Source organism: Rhodococcus sp. RD6.2 (assembly GCF_001040705.1).
GTDB lineage: Bacteria > Actinomycetota > Actinomycetes > Mycobacteriales > Mycobacteriaceae > Rhodococcus_G.
Map to the genome: position 1 here is coordinate 380,286 of NZ_CVQP01000008.1, position 22,005 is coordinate 402,290.

Genomic DNA, 22,005 nt, shown 5'->3' on the forward strand with positions numbered 1-22,005 from the left:
CCATGTCGTTCATCGCTGTCGAGTACGTGTACCGCGAGGGGTCGGTGCCCGACCGCGACGTACACCGGCCCGCCCACCTGACCTGGCTCGGTGACCTCATCGACCAGGGCCACGTACTGACGGCAGGCCCCTACCTGAACAACAGTGGCGCACTCCTGATCCTTGCGACCCCGGACGCCGATGCCGCCGCGAAGCTACTGGCGGACGACCCGTTCATTCATGCAGGCATCGTCATCGACATCCACTACACCGAGTGGAGGCCCGTGCTCGGAACGTTCTCCGAGCACGGACCCACCTCGATCACGCCGACGTCGTCGAGTTCTGCCCGCCTCGGGTCTTGAGGAGGCTGGCCACCGTCGTCACGACGAGCACGCCGATGATCACGGTCAGCGACATCGCGATGCTCACTTCCGGCACGCTCACGTGCTCGCCGCCGTTGATGAACGGCAGGGTGTTCTCGTGGAGTGCGTGCAGCACGAGCTTGACGCCGATGAACGCGAGGATGATCGACAGGCCGTACGACAGGTACACCAGACGTTCGAGCAACCCGCCGATGAGGAAGAAGAGCTGCCGCAGACCCATCAGCGCGAACGCGTTCGCGGTGAAGACGATGTACGGCTCGTTCGTCAGGCCGTAGATCGCGGGAATCGAGTCGAGTGCGAACAGGACGTCGGTGAACCCGATCGCGATGAGCGCGAGCAGCAGCGGCGTGACGAAGCGCTTCCCGTCGATCTTAGTGACGAGCTTGTCACCGTCGTACTCGTCGGTGGTCGGGACGAACTTACGGACGATCGAGACCATCCGGTTCTCGCGCTTCTCCTCGGCTTCCGCCTCGTCGCCGTGATCCTTCACCAGCTTGATCGCGGTGTAGACGAGGAAGAACCCGAAGAGGTAGAAGACCCAGCTGTACGCGTTGATGGCGGCGGCACCGACAGCGATGAACAGGCCGCGCAGAACCAGCGCCATGACGATGCCGATCAACAGCACCTTCTGCTGGTACTCGCGAGGTACCGCGAAGCTCGACATGATGATGACGAACACGAACAGGTTGTCCACCGAGAGCGCCTTCTCGGTGATGTAGCCGGCGTAGTACTCGCCACCCGCTCCGGTACCCCACTGCCAGATCACGAACAGGCCGAAGAGGACCGCGATGCCGATGTACACCGCGGACCAGAACCCGGATTCACGCAGTGTCGGCGCGTGCGGAGTGCGCACGTGGGCGAAGAAGTCGAAAACGAAGAGGCCGAGGATCACCAGACAGGTGATGATCCAGACCATCGGGGTGATGTGCACAGGCAATCCTCCGGTAGTCGATCAGGACACCGGAGGTCTCTCCCGCCGCGCTCACCGGCGACACAGGATGCGTGTCGTAGCGGTTCGCTCGACCGGCAACCCCGGAGCGGCGATTGCGCCGATCGTGTTGACGAGGTTGCCGCGAAACAGTGGGGATACTCCCCTCCAAAGCCTCCTCATTCAATCACAGCATCGGCGCATCACCGCCAATCAGCAGGTCACTCCTCGGATTCCGATTCGTCCGGATCGCCGCCGCGAATCGACCACAGCAGCCCGTCCAGTTCGTCCGGTTTGATCAGAACCTCGCGTGCCTTCGACCCCTCGCTCGGACCGACGACCCCACGCGTCTCCATCAGGTCCATCAACCGGCCCGCCTTGGCGAAACCGACACGCAGCTTGCGCTGCAGCATCGATGTCGAACCGAACTGACTGGTCACGACCAGTTCGACGGCCTGCAGCAGGACGTCCATGTCGTCGCCGATGTCGGGATCGACATCCTTCTTCTCCGCGGCCTTGGCGGTGGTGACGCCCTCGGTGTACTCCGGCTCGGCCTGGTTCTTGGTGAAGTCGACGACGGCCGCGATCTCTTCGTCGGTGATGAACGCGCCCTGCATTCGGGTCGGTTTGCCCGCACCCATCGGCAGGAACAGGCCGTCGCCCATACCGATCAGCTTCTCCGCGCCGGGCTGGTCGAGGATGACGCGCGAGTCCGTCAGGGACGACGTCGCGAACGCGAGCCGCGAGGGCACGTTCGTCTTGATCAGACCCGTCACGACATCCACCGACGGCCGCTGGGTCGCGAGCACCAGGTGGATGCCCGCGGCGCGCGCCTTCTGCGTGATGCGGACGATCGCCTCCTCGACGTCTCGCGGAGCGGTCATCATCAGGTCGGCCAGCTCGTCGACGATCGCCAGGATGTACGGGTATGGCCGGTACACCCGTTCGCTGCCCAGTGGGGCGGTGATCTCGCCGGACCGGACCTTCTTGTTGAAGTCGTCGATGTGCCGGACCTTGTTGGCCTGCATGTCCTGGTAGCGCTGTTCCATCTCCTCGACCAGCCACGCCAGGGCCGCAGCGGCCTTCTTCGGCTGGGTGATGATGGGCGTGATGAGGTGCGGGATGCCCTCGTATGGCGTCAGTTCGACCATCTTCGGGTCGATCAGGATCATCCGAACCTCGTCCGGCGTCGCCCGCTGCAGCAGCGACACCAGCATCGAGTTGACGAAGCTGGACTTGCCGGAGCCGGTGGAACCGGCAACCAGCAGGTGCGGCATCTTCGCCAGATTGGCACTGACGAAGTCACCCTCGATGTCCTTGCCTAGGCCGATGACCAGCGGGTGATGGTCCTTCCGCGTCGACGGCGCGGACAGGACGTCGGCGAGGCGGACCATCTCACGGTCGCTGTTGGGCACCTCGATGCCGACCGCGGACTTGCCGGGGATCGGCGCGAGCAGGCGAACGTTGTCCGTGGCGACGGCGTAGGCGATGTTGCGGGCGAGTGCCGTGATCTTCTCGACCTTGACGCCGGGACCGAGTTCGACCTCGTATCGAGTGACCGTCGGGCCGCGGGTGTACCCGGTGACGGCGGCATCGATCTTGAACTGCTCGAGTACCTCGGTGATGGCCTCGATCATCGCCTGGTTCGCAGAACTGCCGGTCTTCGGCGGATCGCCCTCGATCAGCAGCGAGGCGGGGGGAAGGGTGTAGTCGCCCTCGATCACCCGGTCCGGGATCAGCATTTCCGGCTCGTCGGCGGGCTTCGGGGCGGGAGCGGACTTGACCGGCTTCGCCTTGGCCCGAGGCCGCGGTGGTGCGGGTTCCGGTACAGGCTCGGCGGCGAGCACCTCGGTCGGCACGGAATCGTCGAACTCGTCGAGCGGGTAGTTCGACGTCGGATCGTGTGCCGGGCGACCACCGCTCGCAGGCTGTGCGTCGTCGACCGGGTATCCGTCCGCGTCGAACAGCGCCGGGTCGTAGTCGGCATCGTCACGCGACGCCCGGCGGCGCGAGGGCCGCAGGTTTCGCAGGCCGCGGAGCTGGTCGTGTTCGTCGTCGTGATCCGGGTCGTCGAAGTCGTGGTCGGATTCCTGGTCGTACGGCTCGTAGTCGTCGTCGTGCCGCGACGATCCGAGCAGGGCGCGGACGCGGGCCGGGACCTCACGGACGGTGGTTCCCGTCAACAGCAGGACACCGAAACCCATCGCGAGCAGCAGCAGCGGCACCGACAGCCAGAACGTCACGCCGTCGGTCAGCGGGCCACCAGCCACGAATCCGACGAATCCGGCACCCGCTGCGCGCCCTTCGGCGTCGCGGGGCTCACCGCTGATCACGTGGAAGATGCCCAGCGCGGGTACCGCGACGAGCAGTGACCCGAGCACCAGGCGCGGCCGGATCTCCGGGTTCGGCTCGGACCTCATCAGGATGACCGCAACCACGACACCGATCACCGCGAGCAACGCCGCGGCACCGCCGAACAGGGCACGTACTCCGGTTTCGATCCATCCACCCACCGGGCCGCCCGCCCCGAACCACATCGCTGCCGCGATCACCGCGCTGACAGCGATCAGACCGAGTGCGATCCCGTCTCGCCGGTGTCCGTGCTCGATGTCGCCTGCACGCCCGACGGTCCGCGTGGCCGCGCCCACTCCCCGAGCCATCAGCGTCCAGCCGCGACCGAGTGCCGCACCCACACTGTGCAGCGCGCTGCCACTCGACTTCCGCGCGGCGGGCCGCCTGGTCGCCGGGCGGGGTGCGGTGGGCTTGCGGGGTGTCGACACGGTGCGGGTGGTGCGACTGCGTGGTGCCGATCCGCCCGACTTCGCCCCACCCGACGATCCGGTGCGCCCCGACGATCGGGGTGCACTCGCGGTGGTTCGGGTTCCGGACTTACCAGCCATGATGCCCAGGCTAGTCGCTTCGGCCCCATCGAGACCATCTGCAACACGTGTCCCAGCGGACTCAGACGCCGCGCGGAAGTGCCTTCACCGCGGCCACCGCGTCGTCCGGTCCGTCAAACCCGACACGCACCGCATCGCGTCCGAACGCGTACAGCAGCAGTTCTGCGGGTGTCCCGGTCAGGATCACCTCGCCGGCTCCCGCCGCGTGGCGCGGTGTCACTGTCCGCCCCTCCCCCGCGTCGAGCACGACCGTGCAGGGCGCCTTCCGGAACGCCATGCGACCCAGCTGCCGGGCCAGGGACCACAGCGCACCGTCCCACTCGTCGTCGAGGTCCCGTGGCTCCCATCCCGAACCCGACCGCCGGACGTCCTCGTGGTGGACGAACATCTCTCCGAGGTTCGCCTTGGCGTCGACCAGTCGCAGGGGCGACCAGATCGGCGGGCCGGTCCGGACCAACTCCAGGAGTTCCTCGTACGGTCGGGCCGCGTACTCGGCGCGAACCTTCTCGGTGTGCGGCGCGAGCGGCTTGATCACGATTCCGGGGGAGGCGTCGAGACGCCGTTCCCGCACCACGAGATGCGCGGCGAGGTCGCGAGTGGTCCAGTCCCCGCACAGCGTCGGCGCATCGGGTCCGACAGCGGTCATCGTCGCCACCAGAGCGTGGCGTTCGTCACGGGCGAGGGTCATGCCGCGCAGGCTACCGCGCCCCGCGTTCCGGCGAGCACCTCGACGTCGCTAGCGTCGCGCGTGTGTCCCCCCTCGAGATGATCGTCATCGCCATCGCCGGGTTCTGTGCAGGTGGCATCAACGCGATCGTCGGGTCCGGAACGCTCGTGACCTTTCCGACGCTCGTCGCGTTCGGGTATCCACCCGTGGTCGCGACGATGTCGAACGCGGTCGGACTGGTCGCGGGCGGCGTGTCCGGGACCTGGGGGTACCGGCGGGAACTGGGAGGCCAGTGGGATCGACTGCGCTGGCAGATCCCCGCTTCCCTGCTCGGCGCCGCGCTGGGCGCATGGCTGCTTCTGCACCTGCCGGACAAGGCGTTCACGACGATCGTGCCGATACTGCTGGTGGGCGCGCTGATCCTGGTCGTCACCGGCCCACGCATCCAGTCGTGGGCACGGGCTCGGGCCGAGGCCGAGGGACGCACACCCGATCACGTCGGGACAGGACGCATGGTCGCCCTCACGGCAGTCACGTTCGCGGTCGGGGTCTACGGCGGCTACTTCACTGCCGCTCAGGGCATCCTGCTGATCGGCGTCATGGGAGCGCTGCTGCCCGAGTCGATGCAGCGGATGAACGCGGCGAAGAACCTGCTGTCACTGCTGGTGAACGTCGTCGCCGCGGCTTCGTACACGATGGTCGCGTTCGATCGAATCGACTGGGCGGCGGCGGGGCTGATCGCGGTCGGCTCATTGGTCGGCGGTTCCGTCGGCGCCCGATACGGCAGGCGTCTGTCCCCGACCGCACTGCGCGCCGCCATCGTCGCGCTCGGCCTGATCGGGCTGTGGCGCCTCCTCACGGCCTGACCACCAGCAGGCAGGCACCCCCGCATGCGTGAACGGACCGTTCAGACCCCCTGGGGCCCGAACGGTCCGTTCACGACTGGAGAAGAGGAGTGCGCTAGACGCCGATGACGGTCGGCACGATCATCGGGCGACGACGGTACTTGTCGGCGACCCAGCGTCCGACGACGCGGCGCACGGCCTGCGCGATCCGGTGGGTATCGGTGACACCCTCACCTGCGAGCCTCGCCAACTCCGACTCGACGAGGACCGCGGCCTCCTTGAGCGCGGCCGGGTCGTCGGAGAAGCCTCGACCCGACACCTGCGGGGTGCTGACGGCCTTGCCGGTGTGCTGGTCGACGGCGAGCGAGATCGAGATGAAACCGCCCTCACCGAGGACCAACCGGTCCGAGAGAGTCGAGTCGCCGACGTCGCCAACGGAGTTGCCGTCCACGTAGACCATCCCGACGGGGACCCGACCGACGATCTCGGCGAGCCCGTCGACCATGTCGACGACGACGCCGTCCTCGGCGAGCACGATCCGTTCCTCGGGGACGCCGGTGGCCTTGGCCAGCGCGGCATTGGCGCGAAGGTGACGCCACTCGCCGTGCACGGGCATGGCATTGGTGGGCCGCACCGCGTTGTACAGGTACAGCAGCTCACCGGCGGACGCGTGACCGGAGACGTGGACCTTCGCGCTCTGCTGCGTGACGACGGTCGCGCCGCGCTTGGCGAGCCCGTTGACGACCGCGAACACGGAGTTCTCGTTGCCGGGGATGAGGGACGACGCGAGCACGACCAGATCGTTGGCCTGGATGTTGATCTGGCGATGCTCGCCGCGGGCCATCCGGGACAGTGCCGACAGCGGCTCGCCCTGCGAGCCGGTGGAGATCAGCACGAGCCGGTCGTCGGGCAGGTTCGCAGCTGTGTCGACGTCGACGATCACACCGTCCGGGACGGTGAGGTAGCCGAGATCCTGCGCGATCTGCATGTTCCGGACCATCGAGCGGCCGACGAATGCAATCCTGCGGTTGTAGCGCACCGCGACGTCGACGACCTGCTGGATGCGGTGCACGTGGCTGGCGAACGACGCGACGATCACGCGCTGCTTCGCCTTGCCGATGACGCCGTCGAGCACGCCGCCGATCTCGCGTTCGGGAGTGACGAAGCCCGGCACCTCGGCGTTGGTGGAGTCGACGAGGAACAGGTCGACGCCCTCGTCACCGAGCCGGGAGAAGCCGGCGAGGTCGGTGAGCCTGCCGTCCAGCGGCAGCTGGTCGAGCTTGATGTCACCGGTGTGCAGTGCGACGCCCGCAGACGTCTTGATGGCGACCGCGATGGCGTCGGGGATGGAGTGGTTGACCGCGAAGTACTCGCATTCGAACGGTCCGTGGGTGGTGATCTGACCCTCGACGACCTCGACGAGGTTGGGTCGCTGACGGTGTTCGCGGCACTTGGCCGCGACCAGTGCGAGCGTGAACCGGGATCCGATCACCGGGACGTCGGGCCGCAGGCGCAGCAGGAACGGCACTGCGCCGATGTGGTCTTCGTGACCGTGGGTCAGGACGACGGCGACGACGTCCTCCATCCGATCCTCGATGTGAGCGAAGTCGGGCAGGATCAGGTCGACGCCCGGCTGCTGGTCCTCGGGGAACAGGACGCCGCAGTCGACGATCAGCAGCTTGCCCTGGTGTTCGAAGACGGTCATGTTGCGGCCGATCTCGCCGATGCCGCCGAGCGCGACCACGCGGAGCCCGTCCTTCGGCGCCTTCGGCGGCAGTCCGAGACGCTCGGTCGGGTCGAGGCCGGTGATCCCGTCGGGACGGTTCTTCTGCTGTCGCTGCGGGCGGTTCGATCCGCCCTGCGGCTTCCGCCGCCTGCCCGACTTCTCGCCGCTCGCCTTCTCTGCACCCGCGTTCTGAGTACCCGCGTTCCGGGTGCCCGACTGCTCGCCGGCCGACTTCGACGGGGCCGCCTTGGCTCCCCCGGACCGCCTGCTCGACGTCTTCGCGTCAGGCGCCTTCGGTGCAGATTCCTGGGGCGCGGCCGCCTTCGGTGCAGTCTCCTGGGGCGCGGGCGCCTTCGGTGCAGTCTCCTGGGGCGCGGCCGCCTTCGGGGTCTCGGTGGGCGTCACCGCGGCGGGGGCGCTCGGCGGGCCTGCCTGACGGCGTGCGCTGCGGCGGCGATTCGGCCCGGTCATGACAGTGCTCCCGCTGCACGCAGGTCTGCTGCCAGCATTTCCAGATCGGCCGGTTCTGGAGCGACCTGCGGCAACCGTGGATCACCGACCTCGATGCCCTGCAGCCTCAAGCCTGCCTTCGACGCGCTGACGCCACCGAGTCGGCCGGTCGCCCGCATCACCGGGAGCAGCCCGGCGTTGATCTCGCGGGCACGCGCCACGTCGCCTGCTTCGTAGGCGGTGAGCAGTTCTCGCAGCCTTCCGGGAACGAGATGTCCGATGACGCTGACGAATCCGACGGCACCAACCGAAAGCCACGGCAGGTTGAGCGGGTCGTCGCCCGAGTAGAAGGCGAGGTCGGTGTTGGCGATCAGTTCGGCGCCGGCGGCGAGGTCGCCCTTCGCGTCCTTGACCGCCTTGATCCGCGGATGCTCGGCGAGCCGGTAGATCGTCTCGGTGGCGATGGGAACGACCGAACGGGGCGGGATGTCGTACAGCATCACCGGGAGGTCTGTGGCGTCGGCGACTGCGGTGAAGTGCGCAAGGAGTCCGGCCTGCGGTGGCTTCGAGTAGTAGGGGGTGACGACGAGGAGTCCGTCGGCGCCCGCCTTGGCGGCGTCGCGGGCGAGGTCGACGCTGTGCGCGGTGTCGTTGCTGCCTGCGCCGGCGACGATCGTGGCGCGGTCGCCTACGGCATCGATGACGGCGCGCATGAGTTCGAGCTTTTCCGACTCGGTGGTCGTGGGCGACTCGCCCGTGGTGCCTGCGAGGACCAGCCCGTCGCATCCGCCGTCCACCAGGTGGGCGGCCAGCCGCACGCCCGCATCCACGTCCAGCTTCCCGTCGGCTGTGAACGGGGTCACCATCGCGGTCAGGATGGTGCCGAACGGGCGCTCGACTGGTGCGGATTCAGCATGGGTCATGGTTGTCAAGGTTACCCGGTAACGCAGCCCTCACCGCACACCGATCACGCCTTACCGGGGTCACCCGGTCAGGCACCAGCGTCGAACTCGGTGACCGCCACCTCGGTTCCGTCGGACAGTTCGGCGATCTCGAAGTCGCCGAACACATTTGGCGCTGCCGCGCGGAGCTGCCGCAGGCACTCGACGGCGAGGCCGCGAATCTCCACGTCGGCGTGCTCGGTTGCCCGCATCGCGATGAAGTGTCGCCAGGCCCGATAGTTGCCGGTCACGACCAGTCTGGTCTCGGTTGCGTTGGGCAGGACCGAGCGTGCGGCCTGCCGCGCCTGGCGGCCCCGCAGTGACCCGTTTGGGACGTCGGCGAGCCTGGCTTCCAGCGCGTCGAGAAGTTCCGAATAGGCCGATCGGCTGGCGTCGGTCGCGGCGGTGAACAGCGCCTCGAGTTCCGGATCGCCCGCGATCGCGGGAGGCACGACGACCTTCGCCTCGCGTTCGGAGACCGAACGCTGCGAGAGCTGAGAGAAGGAGAGGTGCCGGTGCCGGATGAATTCGTGAGTGCAGGAGCGGGAAATCCCGGTGACGTAGAAGCTGACGCTGCCGTGTTCGAGAACCGAGTCGTGCCCGACCTCGAGCAGGTGCCGCAGATACCCGGCATTGGTGGCGGTGCGAGGATTGGGCTTGCTCCAACTCTGGTAGCAGGCGCGGCCTGCGAACTCGACGAGGGCTTCACCGCCGTCGGCATCGGTCTCCCACGGCACGTCGTCGGGCACGAAGAACTCGGTCTTCGCGATGAGTTGCACCTTCAGGGACACCGCTCGCTGCACTGCACACCCTCCTCGGACCCGACCGGGATCGTGTCCGAACACTAGCGGGCGCGCGCCGAATGCGGCCGGACGTTCGACCCCGCAGGCGGCCTGAACGGTCCGTTCACCGCTGCGGCGGATGACCGAACGCAGGGAGTGACGCCAAAGATGACGCCACTTGACATTGACAGGCGCCACCAGTGACGCCACAATGACGTCATGGAGATCTCGGAGTACACACAAACCCTTCGTCGCGACCTGGCAGCAGCGGCCGCGCTGGGCGACGAGAACACCCGCCGGATCGCGGAGGCGCTCGCCGACGCGGCCGAGAACTCGGCGCGACTGATGCTCATCAGCGCGCTTTCCGATCTCGCCTCGGAGATTTCGACTGCACTCGACGACCGGACGGTGCACGTCCGACTCCGCGGCTCCGAGGCCACCGTCGAGGTCACGGGCGCCGAACACGCCGCAGGCGCCTCCGAGGCCCCCCGATCTGCCGACGAAACAACCCGGACCGCTTCGGAATTCGACGACCTGAGCGGAGACATCTCCCGCGTGACCCTGCGCCTGGTCGAGCAGGTGAAGTCGAAGGCCGAGGAAGCGGCCGCCCAGAACGGCGTGTCGCTGAACTCGTGGGTGGCGCAGGCCGTGCAGGGCGCACTGAGCGATCAGATGCGACGCAGCCGCGAGAACACGAAGTTCGGCCTGTAACTGACTCGACGGTAAGATTGCCCCGTCTGGTAGGGATCTACTGACGAACCACGTCTCTCAACAAGCGCGAAGGGGTGACTCATGGCGGTATCCGGGTCCAAGGAGTTCGACGTCAAGGCAGATCCGGCAACGGTGATGGCGGCACTCGTCGCGGTTGAACGTCTGCCCGAGTGGTCGTCGGCGCACAAGACGGTCACCGTCGAGTCCACCTACGACGACGGCCGTCCACTCCGGGTGCGGATGACCGCCTCCGTCGTCGGCATCACCGACGAGCAGGTCGTCGACTACTCCTACGACGGCGACAAGAAGCTGGAGTGGACACTCGTGTCCAGCACGCAGCAGAAGCAGCAGGACGGCAGCTACATCCTGACGCCCAACGCGGACGGCGGCACCCACGTCGAGTTCGCCCTCACCATCGACCCGAAGATTCCCGTTCCGGGCTTCCTGGTGAAGAAGGCCCAGAAGATGGCCCTCGACACCGCATCGAAGGGCCTGACGAAGTTCGTCGAGGGCTGACGTCCACGCCGACGTGACGGCACCAGATCCGAGCAACGGGCCCGACCACCGTCGGGCCCGTTGGTCGTGGCGGGACACGGCCGTGGTCGTGGCGATCGTCGCGTCCGGAATCGGTGCCGCATGGGTGCTCCCGCACGACACGCCCGACATCACGCCCGAGTCCGGGGTCGAGCCGGGCGACTACGTCACCGAACCCGTGACGTATCCGGTGGACATTCCGGGTTGCGACGAAGTGGGACCGCCAGCGGGTCCCGGCAGGAACGTCTACTGGGCGTCCTACGGCCCGGCATGGGAGGGCTACGACGACCCGGCGTATCCCTGGTTGACCGCGGCGAAGGCCACTGCGATGTCCGACGCCCTGGCCGCGGCGATCCCCGATGACGTCGAGATCCGGTTCGGCGCGCCCAACTGGATGCTCCAATTTCAGCCCGTCTGGCACGTCGACCCGGAGGGACTACCCGACGATGTCGACCCCGACAGCGTCAACGGCGACAGCGATGCGACGGGCTTCCTGACCCGCCCCGGTGCCTCAGGACGCCTGCGGGTGGCGGTCCGGGAACAGCACTCCGGTGTCCCCCCGTGCGTCGCGGGGCGGCTCGACGAACGACGTTCGCTGCCCGACGGCACTGTTGTCGACGCCGTCGACACCTGGTCCGAGAACCACGGAATCCGGACGTTGAAGCGCACCGCGGTGGCGTATGCACCGGACGGATCCCGGGTATCGGTGCGGGTGGACGACGAGACCGGCTACGGCGAGGCCGCGCGCAGCGGCGCGCTCCCGTTGACCGTCGACGAACTGGCCACGATCGCCGCGGACCCCGGATTGCGTTCCGGTACGGCAGTTCCCGCGGGCACATCGCCTGCCCGGCTGGGGTGCGGCGAGTGGGTCGAACCGATGGGGGGCGTCCTGAGCCGCGACGACGTCAACCGACTGGACGGCGCACTGACCGCCGCATGGGCCGGACTCGGCCCGGTGGCGGTGACACCCGATCGGCCGATCGGATCCCTCACGCTCGCGAAGTCCTCCAGCGGCGCCGCCTGCGTCGACGTGTCGCTCACCGGCTCTGGGGCCAAGGCCGAGTTGAGCGTGACCCTGTCCGAGGACACCTCTGCCCCCGAGGAGTGGACTCACGACCACGTCCGGGACGACGGCACTCGGGTCAGGTCGAGTGTTCACGACGATGCGACCTATGTGACCGCGGTGCGTCCGTCGGGAACATCGGTGGAGCTCAGCCAGACAGGAGCCGGCCTCACGGTCGACCAGTTGGTCGCGCTGGCAACCGCGACCGGACTCGATCTGTAGCCACCGGGCACAATCGTCCATGCCCGCAGGAGCAGCGGGCCCGAACACCGATCGACCCCGGAGGTACCCCAATGAGTGAGCGCGACATCCCCGAGACCGGCTACGACGCGGGGCTCACGGTCCGGCGGGCGGTGATGAGTGACGAGTTCGTCGATCGGGCACTGGACCGCACCCGCGGCACCGATTCGGAGGCCCTGCAGGAGCACGTCACCGCGACGGTGTGGGGCGGGGTGTGGACACGGCCCGGCCTGGAACGCCGCGACCGGAGCCTGCTCAACATCGGGATGCTGATCGCGCTGCGCGCGCACGAGGAACTCGAAGGTCACGTGCGGGGCGCATTGACGAACGGGCTGACGCGCACCGAGATCACCGAGGCCGTCATCCACTCGTCCGGCTATTGCGGGGCGCCGGCCGCACTGTCCGCCATGAAGGTGGTGCAGCGGGTGCTCGATGCCGAGTTGGGCCCGCTCGCCGACTCCTGACGTCACACCGCAGCAGCGAGGTCCTCGGCGAGGTCGCCGCGATCCCCGACCACGATGTCGGACAGGCCGAGCCACGTTGCCATCGAACGCAATTCGACGGCAAGGGTCTCGGCGACCTCGCCGCGGTGGTGTCCGTCCTCGGTGAAGGCAGCGGGTACGCGGAGTGCGTTGGCGGCGCGGTCGGCCTTGATGTCGACCCGTCCGACGAGTTCGCCGCGGTGCAGGAACGGGAAGACGTAGTACCCGTGCACCCGCTTGTGCGCGGGGGTGTAGATCTCGATGCGGTACCGGAACCCGAAGACACGTTCGGTGCGCGGCCGGAAGAACACCAGCGGGTCGAACGGGCACAGCAGCGCGGTGCCCGCCGCGCGGCGCGGAACCCGGGCGCCCGCGGACAGGTAGGCGGGCGCGTCCCACCCGCGCACCGTCACGGGAACGAGTGCGCCGTCGTCAACGAGGTCGGCGATCGCAGGAGTCGCCTGAGCGACGGAAAGCCGGTGGTAGTCGCGCAGATCCGCGGCGGTGGCGACTCCGAGCGCGCGGCCCGCCCGGCGGATCAGTTCGCGGATGGCGTCCGGCTCGGGGATGTCACGGGCGGCGACCCCGGCGGGCAGGACACGATCGGCGAGGTCGTAATGGCGAACGAAGCCCACGCGGCGGTCGACCGACAACGCCCCCGAGGCGAAGAGTTGTTCGCAGATCACCTTCGTGTCGCTGCGCCCCCACCACGGACCACGTTTACCGGTGGAGTCGATCTGCAGGTGCCGTTCCACCTCGCCCGCCGACGACGGCCCGACTTCGGTCACGACGTCGAGCACGTCCTTGCCGAGGGTGGGGTTGCGGTCGAGGACGCGTCGCTCCCCCGCCCAGCGGCCGCCCTCGTATCGCCGCATCCTCCACCGCATCAACGGCCAGTCCGCGACGGGGATCAGCGCGGCCTCGTGGGCCCAGTACTCGACCAGGGCACGGGGTTTCGTCGAGGAATCCCGCCAGGCCGCGGCGTCGAGGAGGTCGCGGTCGTAGCCACCGATCCGACTGAAGACCGGCATGTAGTGCGCACGGACGGCGACCGACACCGAATCGATCTGGAGCAGACCGGTCCGGTCGACGGTCGCGAGCACTCGCCGCCTCGTTGCGGATGACGCGGGTCGACGGTCGGTGAACCCCTGTGCGGCGACCGCGGCGCGCCTCGCCGCCGCAGCGGTCATCTCCAGCATGGGTCCAGGGTGCCACCGACCACCGACAGGTTTCGGGTCACGCGCTCGCGACGTACTCCGCGACTATCGGTTCGAGCTCCGCCGGGGTCGAACCATGCATGATCACGCCGTCACAACCGAGGTCGAGCTGGTGTCGGATCCCCGCGACGCACTGCGCCGGTGTCCCGGTCGCGGCACAGGCGAGCCACTCGTCGGGAAGCAGGGACGCGGCGTGCTCGAGCTGGTCGGTCGTGCCCACGACGTCGAGTCCGGCGACGGTGCCCATCATCGGGTCGGACAGGAACCGCTGCAGCACCGCGTGGTCCCACCCGTTGGTGTCCACCAGCAGCTGCCCGTAGCCCTGCAGATAGGTCCCGAGCCTGCCGACCGTCTTGCGGAGTCGGTCGACTTCGGAAACGTGGTCTCCGACGGTGGCGAGGCACGACCACACCTTCACGGCATCCGGATCACGGCCCGCTTCCTCGGCGGCGGACTTGACCAGTTCGACGCATCTCGTCGTGGCCTCGTCGGTGAAGTAGGTGTGCAACACGACCTCGTCGAACATTCTTCCCCCGAGTTTCAGCGTGTTCGGCCCGAAGGCCACGAGCCCGAGAGGCAGGTACTCGTCGAGGGTCGCGTCCAGGTACAGCACCGGATAGCTGCCGGACGGTCCGTCGTGACCGACGATCGTTTCGCCGCGGAACAGTCGCCGCATCAGCTGTGCGAAGTCGGCCATCTGTGCTGTCGTGATCGGGGGAATCCCGTAGGCGCCCTGGAGAAGTGGTATGCCGCGTCCGATCCCGAGGGTGAAGCGGCCGCCGCTGAGGTCACGCAGTGTGCGCGTCATTCCGGCGGTCACCATCGGGTGTCTGGTGTTGTGGTTGGTCGCCGCGGTGCACAGCTGAATACCAGCGCTGGCCGCGGCAGCGGCGCCGGACAGTGCCGCGATCTCCTTCTTGTTGTAGCGCTCGGAGAGAAAGGCGGTTCCGATGCCCAGCCGCTCCGCGTCCGCCACCTCGTCGAGAATTTCTCGGGCAGAACGAGGTTGGCCCGCGAGGAGGTAACAGCCCAGTTCGTCGAGTACTCGTGTCGCTGTCACAGCTGCCCCCGGATCAGGTCGAGGGAGCCGAGGTCGCGGCTCGCCGCGCAGCCCCGTTCGAGCATCGTCACGATCATGTCGTCGCCTCGTTCGGTGGCGGCGGCAAACGCGAAGCCGAGCGTGGTGATCATCGGTATCTGCAGCACGGCGATCCGGTAGTCGTCCCAGCACTCGTCGAAGGAGTAGTCGGTGACGCCGTGCTCGATCAGCGCGCGGTGGTAGGCGTCGACCAGCTCCCGTTCGCACTCCGCCCGCACCGACGGCTCGAAGCTGGTCCCGACGAAGTAGGCGAGGTCGCGGGCGGGCAGTCCTACCGCCAAGGTCTGCCAGTCGACCACGGTCACCCGATCCCCGTCGGGGTGGAACAGCAGGTTGTCGAGGCGGTAGTCGCCGTGCAGGACGCCGAAGCGGTCGGGACGCAGGAGCAGCCATGCGCCGACGAGGTTCGCCGCCTCGCGCAGGAGGGCGACGTCCTCGTCGCCCAGTCGGCCGGCGAGCGTGTCGATCGTCGTGGCTGTCGCCAACGCAGTGATGTCGCCCAGTCCGGTGGCCGCCGCGGAGTCCGCGGGCTTCGGCATGACGGTGCCCGTGAAGCTCGCCCACCGCGGGTCGCACCAGCGCGGGCCGTGCAGGCCGGCCAGCGCCTCGACGGCCAACCGCGCCTGCGCCGTGCCGCACCCGCGGATCTGGTCGCCCTGCGACGCGGGCGAGAGGTCTTCGAGCAGGAGCACGAATTCCCTTCCCTCGTCCGCGATCTCGCAGTGGAAGCAACGCGGCACCGGGATCTGCACCGAATCGGCGACCTGCGTGTAGAACGCGTGCTCCGACCGGTAGCCGAGGGCGACGCGGTCGCGGACCGCGAGGTCCTGGGAGGGCAGTTTGAGAACGAACGTGTCAGGTAGGTCGGGTCCGCGACGTCGGTACCGGATCGCCAGCCGGTAGGTCGCGGCCGTCTGTCCCGTGCCGACGGGCGTGATGTCGAACCCGTCGACGATCACCTGGTCGTCGGTGTCGGAGAGGACGGCGCTGAGCCAGTCGGCCGTCACCTCCGACGGTGATCCCGGTAGTCGCCGCTCGGACACCGCGGCGGTGTCGGCCGGTCCACTGCTGCTCATTCGCACCCCTCCATCGCACTGTGACGTGGACCATACACCTGAACGGAATGTGTATGGCCAGGTTCGGCGACAATCGGCTTCCCCTGCCCAGGGCCCCGATACACTGCCGTTCATGACGGGCGGGCGATGAGGACACACGGCTGGGCGGGATCACCCCCGAACTCGGACGACGAGGCGGTCGCCCGGATCGTCGCGGCAGCACTCGAGGTCGTCGAGCAGCGCGGGACGGACGTCACCGTCGCCGATGTCGCACGTCTGCTCGGCGTCACCCGACAGACGGTGTACCGCTATTTCGACGGCACCGACGCCCTGCTCATGGCGGCCGCCACCGCCGCTGCGACCGACTTCCTGGATACCGTGCGCGCCCGTGTCGGCACCGAGGATCGCCCCGCCGAGGCCGTGGTCGAGGCGATCGCGCACACCCTCGAACTACTCCCCCACCGCAAGCCGCTGCACCTGCTGATCGACCCCGCCCAGCGCGGCCGGTTCACCGCCGGAATCACCTCGGACACGGCACGCGCCTTCGCCCGCGCGATGCTCGTCAACCTTCCCGTGGACTGGCGTGGCGCCGGATTCGACGACACCACGATGGACGAGCTGGTCGAGTTCGTGCTGCGCGTCATCCAGTCCTATGTGGTGGATCCGGGAGATCCACGGAGCACCGGCACCGAGTTGCGGGCATTCCTGCAACGCTGGGTCGCACCAGCGGTGAGTGCCGCCGCTGCCGTACCCGGCGGGTGACACTCGACTCGGTCGCTCAACCCATCAACTGCGCGGCGACGATCGCTCCCAGCTCCCAGCACGCCTGCAGGGCGTCCTTGCTCGGCTTCCCCGAGACCACCACGTACTCCGCTGCTTTCGTCCAGCCGAGCCCGGTGGTGATGGAGTCGACGCCGCGCTCGGCTCCCTCGGTGCCCTCGTTGCCGTGGAAGTACGCACCGAACGGGCGTCCTCGGGTGCTGTCGAGGCACGGGTAGTAGCAGACGTCGAAGGCATGCTTGAGCGCGCCGCTCATATAGCCCAGGTTGGCGGGCGTCCCCAGCAGGAACCCGTCGGCCTCGAGCATGTCGGTCGGCGACACGGACAGCGCCGCGCGGCGCACGACCTCGACGCCCTCGATCTCGGGATCGGTCGCGCCCGACACCACGGCCTCGAACATCGCCTGCATGAACGGCGACGGCGTGTGATGAATGATCAGCAGGCGTGAACTCGACATCGCTCTCCTTGGTTCGGTGACAGAGCATTACACAACGCGTCTTTCGCGTGGTTCAACGGACCGGATTCCGGCGTTTCGACGCTCGACAACACGGAGATCGGCATTCTCAGCGAATGGCAACACTGGGCGTCCCGAAACGGACAGCCCATCGCCGGCTTGAGCGCCCCGGACATGTAGCCGAAGTTCGCGGCGGCGCCGCGGAGAAACCCCTTCGCGGATAATACGTCCGGGACGGTGGCGCCGAGTGCGGGCACCGACCGACATCGGGAACGAAGGCCGGAAGGGTGCTGCGCAGGGACCGTCGCGACCGAGACGACGGTCCGTCGGAGTGAGAGGTACTACGACGGAGGCCCCGGCCACGGATGATCGGGACTGACGACGCTCACGATCTCGGTCACGAGGTTCCACACGCCCAGCGGGTCGACGTTCGAATTGACCAGCACCACCATCGTCTTGCCCTCGGAGGGAAGGCGATAGGCATACGCCTGGTAGCCCGCGATGTTCCCGTTGTGGCCGATCCAACCGTTCTGGTACTCGACGCCGAGGCCGTACAGAGAACCCGATCCTTCCGACGGCGCGGGCTGAAACTCTTCCCGTTCGTGCTGAGTGACCGGCGTGAGCAGGGTTCCGTCGGCCAGGACCCGCGCCCAGACGCTCAGATCGTCGAGTGTGGAGATCATGTCTCCCGCTCCGTAACCCCAGGACGGGTTCCAGTCGGTCGCGTCCACCGTCTCACCGTCGGATGTTCGGGTGTATCCCCGAGCGTGCGGCGCTGGAAACGCCGCGGTGTCTCCTACCGACGTGTGGTCGAGCGCCTCGGGTCCCGTGATGTGGTCGGCGATGTAGTCGGCCAGCGGCCGACCGGTCGCCTTCTCGACGACGAGACCGAGGAGCACGGTGTTGGTGTTCGAGTAGTCGAACGCGGTGCCCGGCGGGAACAGCGGTGGGGTGCTGAAACCGATCTCGAGCAACTCTCGAGGCGTCCACTGGCGCTGGGGCTGACTCGGGAGCAACGGAATCACCACCTCCCCGTAGTCGGGGAGGCCGCTACGCATGGCTGCCAGTTGGCGGATGGTGATCGTGTCACCGTTGGGGACGCCCGGCACGTAGACGTCGATCGAATCGTCGAGGCCGACCCTGCCCTGATCGACCAGTTGCAGCACGGCAGTGGTGGTGAACGTCTTGGTCACGCTGCCGACTCGCATGGACAGGTCCGTCGACATGACCTCGCCGGTGGACGTGTCGCGGACCCCGAATGCCTCCACGTAGGGCGCGGCGCCGTCCTGCCAGACACCGACGATCGCCCCGGGCACCGAGGCGCGCTCCATCGCCATCGGAATCGTCTCCGTGAGCTGTGCATCCGGCATGGCCGGTGGAGCGTCTCCCGAGTCACCGCATCCGACCAGTGCCGCTGTCGCGATCGACAGGGCAGCGACGAGCCACCGCACCGAGGAGGTCCGTGCCACCGAAATCGCCGAGCCGCACCTCCCGCGTCGTCCTGTTCGACGAGCGAAGTGCGGGTTCGACTTGAAGTGCAGACCCTCCGCGATCATCGCCTCTCCCACCGGAACGGAAGGAACAACGGATGCGGCCCGGGCATACGAGCGTGGGCGCCATGACCATTATGGGCCGCCGCCCGGGCGCAGCAGGGCTGATCGCGTCTAACGCTCCCGGTCCACGGCCTCCAGCGCGACCGCGCGTTTCATGGTTTCGCGGGCACGTGACCGGTCACCGGCGTAGTCGTAGGCGCGGGCGAGCCGGTAGGAGCTGCGCCAGTTGTCGGGGTCGGCCTCCCATTCGGCCTTGACCTCGACGAACAGGGCGTCCGCAGCGTCGCGATCCACCCGGCCGGACGGCATCGTCGGGAGGCCTGAGACGTCGAGGTCGCAGCCCTCCTCCCGGGCACGAGTCACGAGATGCTGGTGCTGGAAGCCGGAGCGCACGGTCGAGTAGACCATCCAGACTCCGAGCACCGGCAGGACCAGCACGGCGATCCCGAGGACCACGGGCACAGCGCCGCCGTCGCGGATCAGGTCGATGCCACGCTGGCCGAGAAGGACGAAGTAGAAGCTGAGCGCGATGATGATGCCCGCGATCAGCGCGACGACCTTCGTCGACGAACCTTTCACAGGTCCAGGAGAGGGTCGATGCCGATGGTCAGACCAGGACGTGACGCGATCTCGCGCACGCCCAGCAGCACGCCGGGAGCGAAGGAGTTCCGGTCGATGGAGTCGTGGCGGATGGTCAGCGTCTCACCCTGCGTCCCCAGCAGCACCTCCTGATGGGCGACGAGGCCCGCGAGGCGAACGGAGTGCACCCGCACGCCTTCGACGTCGGCGCCGCGGGCACCGTCGAGTTCGTCGGTGGTGGCGTCGGGGCTCGGCCCCCGACCGGCCGCGGCGCGGGCCTCCGCGATCAGTGCGGCGGTGCGGTAGGCGGTGCCGGACGGCGCGTCGACCTTGTTCGGGTGGTGCAGTTCGATGACCTCGACGGAGTCGAAGAAGCGGGCCGCCTGCGCGGCGAACCGCATCGACAGCACCGCACCGATCGCGAAGTTCGGGGCGATGAGCACACCGGTCTCGGGCCGCGCGGCCAACCAGCCACGCACCTGCGCGAGCCGCTCGTCGTCGAAACCGGTGGTGCCGACGACGGCGTGGATGCCGTTCGCGACGAGGAACTCGAGGTTCGGCATGACGACGGCGGGGCTGGTGAAGTCGACGACGACCTCGGTGCGGGTGTCGACGAACGTCTCGATCCTGTCGCCCGCGTCAACCTGCGCCACGAGCTCGAGGTCCGGCGCGGCCTCGACGGCCTCACAGATCGCGCGGCCCACTTTGCCCTTGGCACCCAGGACTCCGACCCGAATCACCGTCACTTGATCTCACTCCGTCCGATCGTCTTCCTGCCGGTGCCAGCGACAACCGCGTGGCCCGGTACCAGAGCCTACGCAATCGGTGATTCCGACCGGGACGGGTCGTCTCGGCTACGCCACCGATCACCGCCGTGGACGACACGTCGGGAGAGCTGAGAGACAGCGCTGCGGATCTCGTCACGTCCGAGGTCAGTGACCCCCGACTCTCCGGCCGCCGCCGTCCCAGGGGAGTGGACCGGGCGAGGATGGACCCGACGACCACGGAGGCCCATCCGACCCCGACGATTCGGGCATCGTCACACGATCGACATACGCGCACGTGGGAGCTCCCCTTTGCACCGAGAATCGCTGCCCGACGCCGCGGAGAACCCTCTCGAAATTGGCCCCGACGCCATTCACTGTGATAGGCAGGACGCAAGTTCATCGAGAATAGGGGAAAAAATTGACGCCAAGGATCGCGATTTTGGGAGCCGGTCCGAGTGGCCTCGCACAATTGAGGGCATTCGAATCCGCACACAAATCGGATCCCGGGTCGATGCCGCACATTGTCTGCTACGAGAAGCAGAGCGATCTCGGTGGAATGTGGAACTACACGTGGCGCACGGGGCTCGATCAACACGGCGAACCGGTACACGGCAGCATGTATCGATTCCTGTGGTCCAACGGCCCGAAGGAATGCCTCGAGTTCGCCGACTACTCGTTCGAGGAACACTTCGGCAGGCCCATCCCGTCGTACCCGCCACGGGCCGTCCTCCACGACTACATCATGGGCCGCGTCGACCAGAGCGACGCCCGCAAACACATCCGTTTCGACACCGCGGTGCGGCAGGTCGAATGGGTGGAATCCGGTGACGGGTCCGGGACAGGGCACTTCGACGTGACCGCAGCGGACCACCGTGCCGGCACCCTGCAGACCGAATCGTTCGACTACGTCGTCGTCGCAACCGGCCACTTTTCGACGCCGAACGTTCCGTATTTCGACGGATTGGAGGACTTCCCGGGTCGGGTGCTGCACGCCCACGACTTCCGGGACGCCCGCGAGTTCACCGGCAAGCGGCTCCTTCTCGTCGGCAGCAGCTACTCCGCAGAGGACATTGGTACCCAATGCCACAAGTACGGTGCTGCGGAGGTCACGTTCAGCTACCGGACCGCGCCGATGGGACACGACTGGCCCGCCGGCCTCTCCGAGACTCCGCTGCTGACCGGCGTGGACGGCAACACCGTGCACTTCGCAGACGGCAGCATTCGGGAGGTGGACGCGATCATCCTGTGCACCGGCTACCAGCACCACTTCCCGTTCCTGTCGGACGAGCTGACACTGACGACAGACAACCGGCTGTATCCCCGCGGCATCTACAAGGGTGTCGTCTCGCAGGCGAATTCGCGGCTGTTCTTCCTCGGCATGCAGGATCAGTACTTCACGTTCAACATGTTCGACGCCCAGGCATGGTACGTACGCGACGTGATCCTCGGCCGTGTCGAATTACCTGATCACGCATCACGCGAAGCCGATGTCGACGAATGGTGCGCTCGCCAAGAACTCCTCGACGGACCAGTTCAGGAAATTGATTTCCAAGCCGCATATATTCGCGACCTGGTCGACCGGACAGATTATCCGGAATTCCACGTGGAAAAGCAGGGCGAGCTTTTCAAGCAATGGAAGAAGGACAAGAAGAACGACATCATGGGCTATCGGAACTGCAGTTACGCTTCGACTCTCACCGGAACAGTCGCACCACCTCTCCCGGACAAGTGGATGAACATCATGGACGACTCCGCGGAATCGTTCCTGAAACACGAGTTCGACGCGACGTCACCTACGGGCACGGCGTCGACGCAGTCGCGGATCCCCACCCCCGAGCCGATTCGGACACCGCAGCCGGCGTGACCGACC

Annotated in this window: 21 protein-coding genes and 1 pseudogene; 8 read left to right on the plus strand and 14 right to left on the minus strand. The window is 67.7% G+C overall.

Features of this window, described 5'->3' with window-relative positions; all coding sequences use genetic code 11:
* The first annotated feature begins 2 nt into the window (after positions 1-2).
* Complete coding sequence (locus RHCRD62_RS18525) at positions 3-341, plus strand: YciI family protein (protein ID WP_050066183.1); 339 nt, start codon at positions 3-5, stop codon at positions 339-341.
* Here the strand turns inward: RHCRD62_RS18525 and RHCRD62_RS18530 are convergent.
* The 3 genes from RHCRD62_RS18530 to RHCRD62_RS18540 form a co-directional block, all read right to left on the minus strand.
* Positions 301-1,293 carry a TerC family protein gene (locus tag RHCRD62_RS18530; protein WP_050066184.1) on the minus strand — a complete coding sequence of 331 codons (993 nt, stop codon included), beginning with the start codon at positions 1,291-1,293 and terminating at the stop codon, positions 301-303. The two genes, RHCRD62_RS18525 and RHCRD62_RS18530, sit on opposite strands and share 41 nt — an antisense overlap.
* 218 nt (positions 1,294-1,511) lie before the next feature.
* The gene (locus RHCRD62_RS18535; RefSeq protein WP_050066185.1) at positions 1,512-4,190 is read right to left on the minus strand and encodes a DNA translocase FtsK; all 2,679 of its coding nucleotides are present in this window, start codon (positions 4,188-4,190) and stop codon (positions 1,512-1,514) included.
* A gap of 61 nt (positions 4,191-4,251) precedes the next feature.
* Positions 4,252-4,878 carry a TIGR03085 family metal-binding protein gene (locus RHCRD62_RS18540; RefSeq protein WP_050066186.1) on the minus strand — a complete coding sequence of 209 codons (627 nt, stop codon included), beginning with the start codon at positions 4,876-4,878 and terminating at the stop codon, positions 4,252-4,254.
* Positions 4,879-4,940: 62 nt separating this feature from the next.
* Between RHCRD62_RS18540 and RHCRD62_RS18545 the strand changes: the two genes are divergently transcribed.
* Positions 4,941-5,723 carry a sulfite exporter TauE/SafE family protein gene (locus RHCRD62_RS18545; protein ID WP_050066187.1) on the plus strand — a complete coding sequence of 261 codons (783 nt, stop codon included), beginning with the start codon at positions 4,941-4,943 and terminating at the stop codon, positions 5,721-5,723.
* A 94-nt stretch (positions 5,724-5,817) separates the two neighbouring features.
* Here RHCRD62_RS18545 and RHCRD62_RS18550 read toward each other — a convergent pair whose 3' ends face one another.
* The 3 genes from RHCRD62_RS18550 to thyX form a co-directional block, all read right to left on the minus strand.
* Entirely contained in the window at positions 5,818-7,899 is a 2,082-nt protein-coding gene (locus RHCRD62_RS18550) for a ribonuclease J (RefSeq protein ID WP_050066188.1), read from the minus strand.
* Positions 7,896-8,801: a 4-hydroxy-tetrahydrodipicolinate synthase gene (dapA, locus tag RHCRD62_RS18555; RefSeq protein ID WP_050066189.1), complete on the minus strand. Its 906-nt coding sequence runs from the start codon at positions 8,799-8,801 to the stop codon at positions 7,896-7,898. Before dapA ends, RHCRD62_RS18550 begins: the two co-directional genes overlap by 4 nt.
* Positions 8,802-8,869: 68 nt before the next feature.
* Positions 8,870-9,622 (minus strand): FAD-dependent thymidylate synthase, encoded by a 753-nt coding sequence (thyX, locus tag RHCRD62_RS18560; protein WP_050066190.1) that lies wholly within the window; start codon positions 9,620-9,622, stop codon positions 8,870-8,872.
* A gap of 198 nt (positions 9,623-9,820) precedes the next feature.
* On the opposite strand from thyX, the gene RHCRD62_RS18565 reads away from it, so the two are divergent.
* The 4 genes from RHCRD62_RS18565 to RHCRD62_RS18580 all read left to right on the plus strand — a co-directional run bounded on the left by RHCRD62_RS18565 (position 9,821) and on the right by RHCRD62_RS18580 (position 12,613).
* Positions 9,821-10,312 (plus strand): toxin-antitoxin system HicB family antitoxin, encoded by a 492-nt coding sequence (locus RHCRD62_RS18565; RefSeq protein WP_050066191.1) that lies wholly within the window; start codon positions 9,821-9,823, stop codon positions 10,310-10,312.
* A gap of 81 nt (positions 10,313-10,393) precedes the next feature.
* Positions 10,394-10,828 carry an SRPBCC family protein gene (locus RHCRD62_RS18570; RefSeq protein WP_050066192.1) on the plus strand — a complete coding sequence of 145 codons (435 nt, stop codon included), beginning with the start codon at positions 10,394-10,396 and terminating at the stop codon, positions 10,826-10,828.
* An 82-nt stretch (positions 10,829-10,910) separates the two neighbouring features.
* Positions 10,911-12,131, plus strand: a complete 1,221-nt coding sequence (locus tag RHCRD62_RS18575; RefSeq protein ID WP_050066193.1) for a hypothetical protein — start codon at positions 10,911-10,913, stop codon at positions 12,129-12,131.
* 71 nt (positions 12,132-12,202) lie between these two features.
* Positions 12,203-12,613, plus strand: coding sequence for a carboxymuconolactone decarboxylase family protein (locus RHCRD62_RS18580; RefSeq protein WP_050066194.1), 411 nt, complete (start codon positions 12,203-12,205; stop codon positions 12,611-12,613).
* Positions 12,614-12,615: 2 nt separating this feature from the next.
* Here RHCRD62_RS18580 and RHCRD62_RS18585 read toward each other — a convergent pair whose 3' ends face one another.
* The 3 genes from RHCRD62_RS18585 to RHCRD62_RS18595 are packed head-to-tail and all read right to left on the minus strand — an operon-like array spanning position 12,616 to position 16,023.
* A complete protein-coding gene (locus RHCRD62_RS18585) occupies positions 12,616-13,830 on the minus strand; it encodes a winged helix-turn-helix domain-containing protein (RefSeq protein ID WP_050066195.1) in 1,215 nt (404 codons plus the stop codon).
* A 37-nt stretch (positions 13,831-13,867) separates the two neighbouring features.
* The gene (locus RHCRD62_RS18590; protein WP_050066196.1) at positions 13,868-14,908 is read right to left on the minus strand and encodes a TIGR03857 family LLM class F420-dependent oxidoreductase; all 1,041 of its coding nucleotides are present in this window, start codon (positions 14,906-14,908) and stop codon (positions 13,868-13,870) included.
* Complete coding sequence (locus tag RHCRD62_RS18595) at positions 14,905-16,023, minus strand: phosphotransferase family protein (protein ID WP_050066197.1); 1,119 nt, start codon at positions 16,021-16,023, stop codon at positions 14,905-14,907. Before RHCRD62_RS18595 ends, RHCRD62_RS18590 begins: the two co-directional genes overlap by 4 nt.
* 126 nt (positions 16,024-16,149) lie before the next feature.
* On the opposite strand from RHCRD62_RS18595, the gene RHCRD62_RS18600 reads away from it, so the two are divergent.
* On the plus strand, positions 16,150-16,764 hold the full coding sequence (locus RHCRD62_RS18600) for a TetR/AcrR family transcriptional regulator (protein ID WP_050066198.1): 615 nt from the start codon (positions 16,150-16,152) through the stop codon (positions 16,762-16,764).
* Positions 16,765-16,780: 16 nt separating this feature from the next.
* Here the strand turns inward: RHCRD62_RS18600 and RHCRD62_RS18605 are convergent, their stop codons facing one another.
* The 5 genes and pseudogenes from RHCRD62_RS18605 to dapB all read right to left on the minus strand — a co-directional run bounded on the left by RHCRD62_RS18605 (position 16,781) and on the right by dapB (position 20,108).
* The gene (locus tag RHCRD62_RS18605) at positions 16,781-17,239 is read right to left on the minus strand and encodes a flavodoxin family protein (protein WP_050066199.1); all 459 of its coding nucleotides are present in this window, start codon (positions 17,237-17,239) and stop codon (positions 16,781-16,783) included.
* Positions 17,240-17,394: 155 nt separating this feature from the next.
* A pseudogene (locus tag RHCRD62_RS26475) lies at positions 17,395-17,499 on the minus strand (flavodoxin); the annotation flags it as partial.
* A gap of 78 nt (positions 17,500-17,577) precedes the next feature.
* Entirely contained in the window at positions 17,578-18,705 is a 1,128-nt protein-coding gene (locus RHCRD62_RS18610) for a serine hydrolase domain-containing protein (protein ID WP_050066289.1), read from the minus strand.
* Positions 18,706-18,900: 195 nt separating this feature from the next.
* A complete protein-coding gene (locus RHCRD62_RS18615; protein WP_050066200.1) occupies positions 18,901-19,368 on the minus strand; it encodes a tetratricopeptide repeat protein in 468 nt (155 codons plus the stop codon).
* Entirely contained in the window at positions 19,365-20,108 is a 744-nt protein-coding gene (dapB, locus tag RHCRD62_RS18620) for a 4-hydroxy-tetrahydrodipicolinate reductase (protein ID WP_050066290.1), read from the minus strand. The genes RHCRD62_RS18615 and dapB overlap by 4 nt, the downstream gene beginning before the upstream one ends.
* A gap of 445 nt (positions 20,109-20,553) precedes the next feature.
* On the opposite strand from dapB, the gene RHCRD62_RS18625 reads away from it, so the two are divergent.
* Positions 20,554-21,999 (plus strand): flavin-containing monooxygenase, encoded by a 1,446-nt coding sequence (locus RHCRD62_RS18625; RefSeq protein WP_050066201.1) that lies wholly within the window; start codon positions 20,554-20,556, stop codon positions 21,997-21,999.
* Positions 22,000-22,005 lie beyond the last annotated feature (6 nt).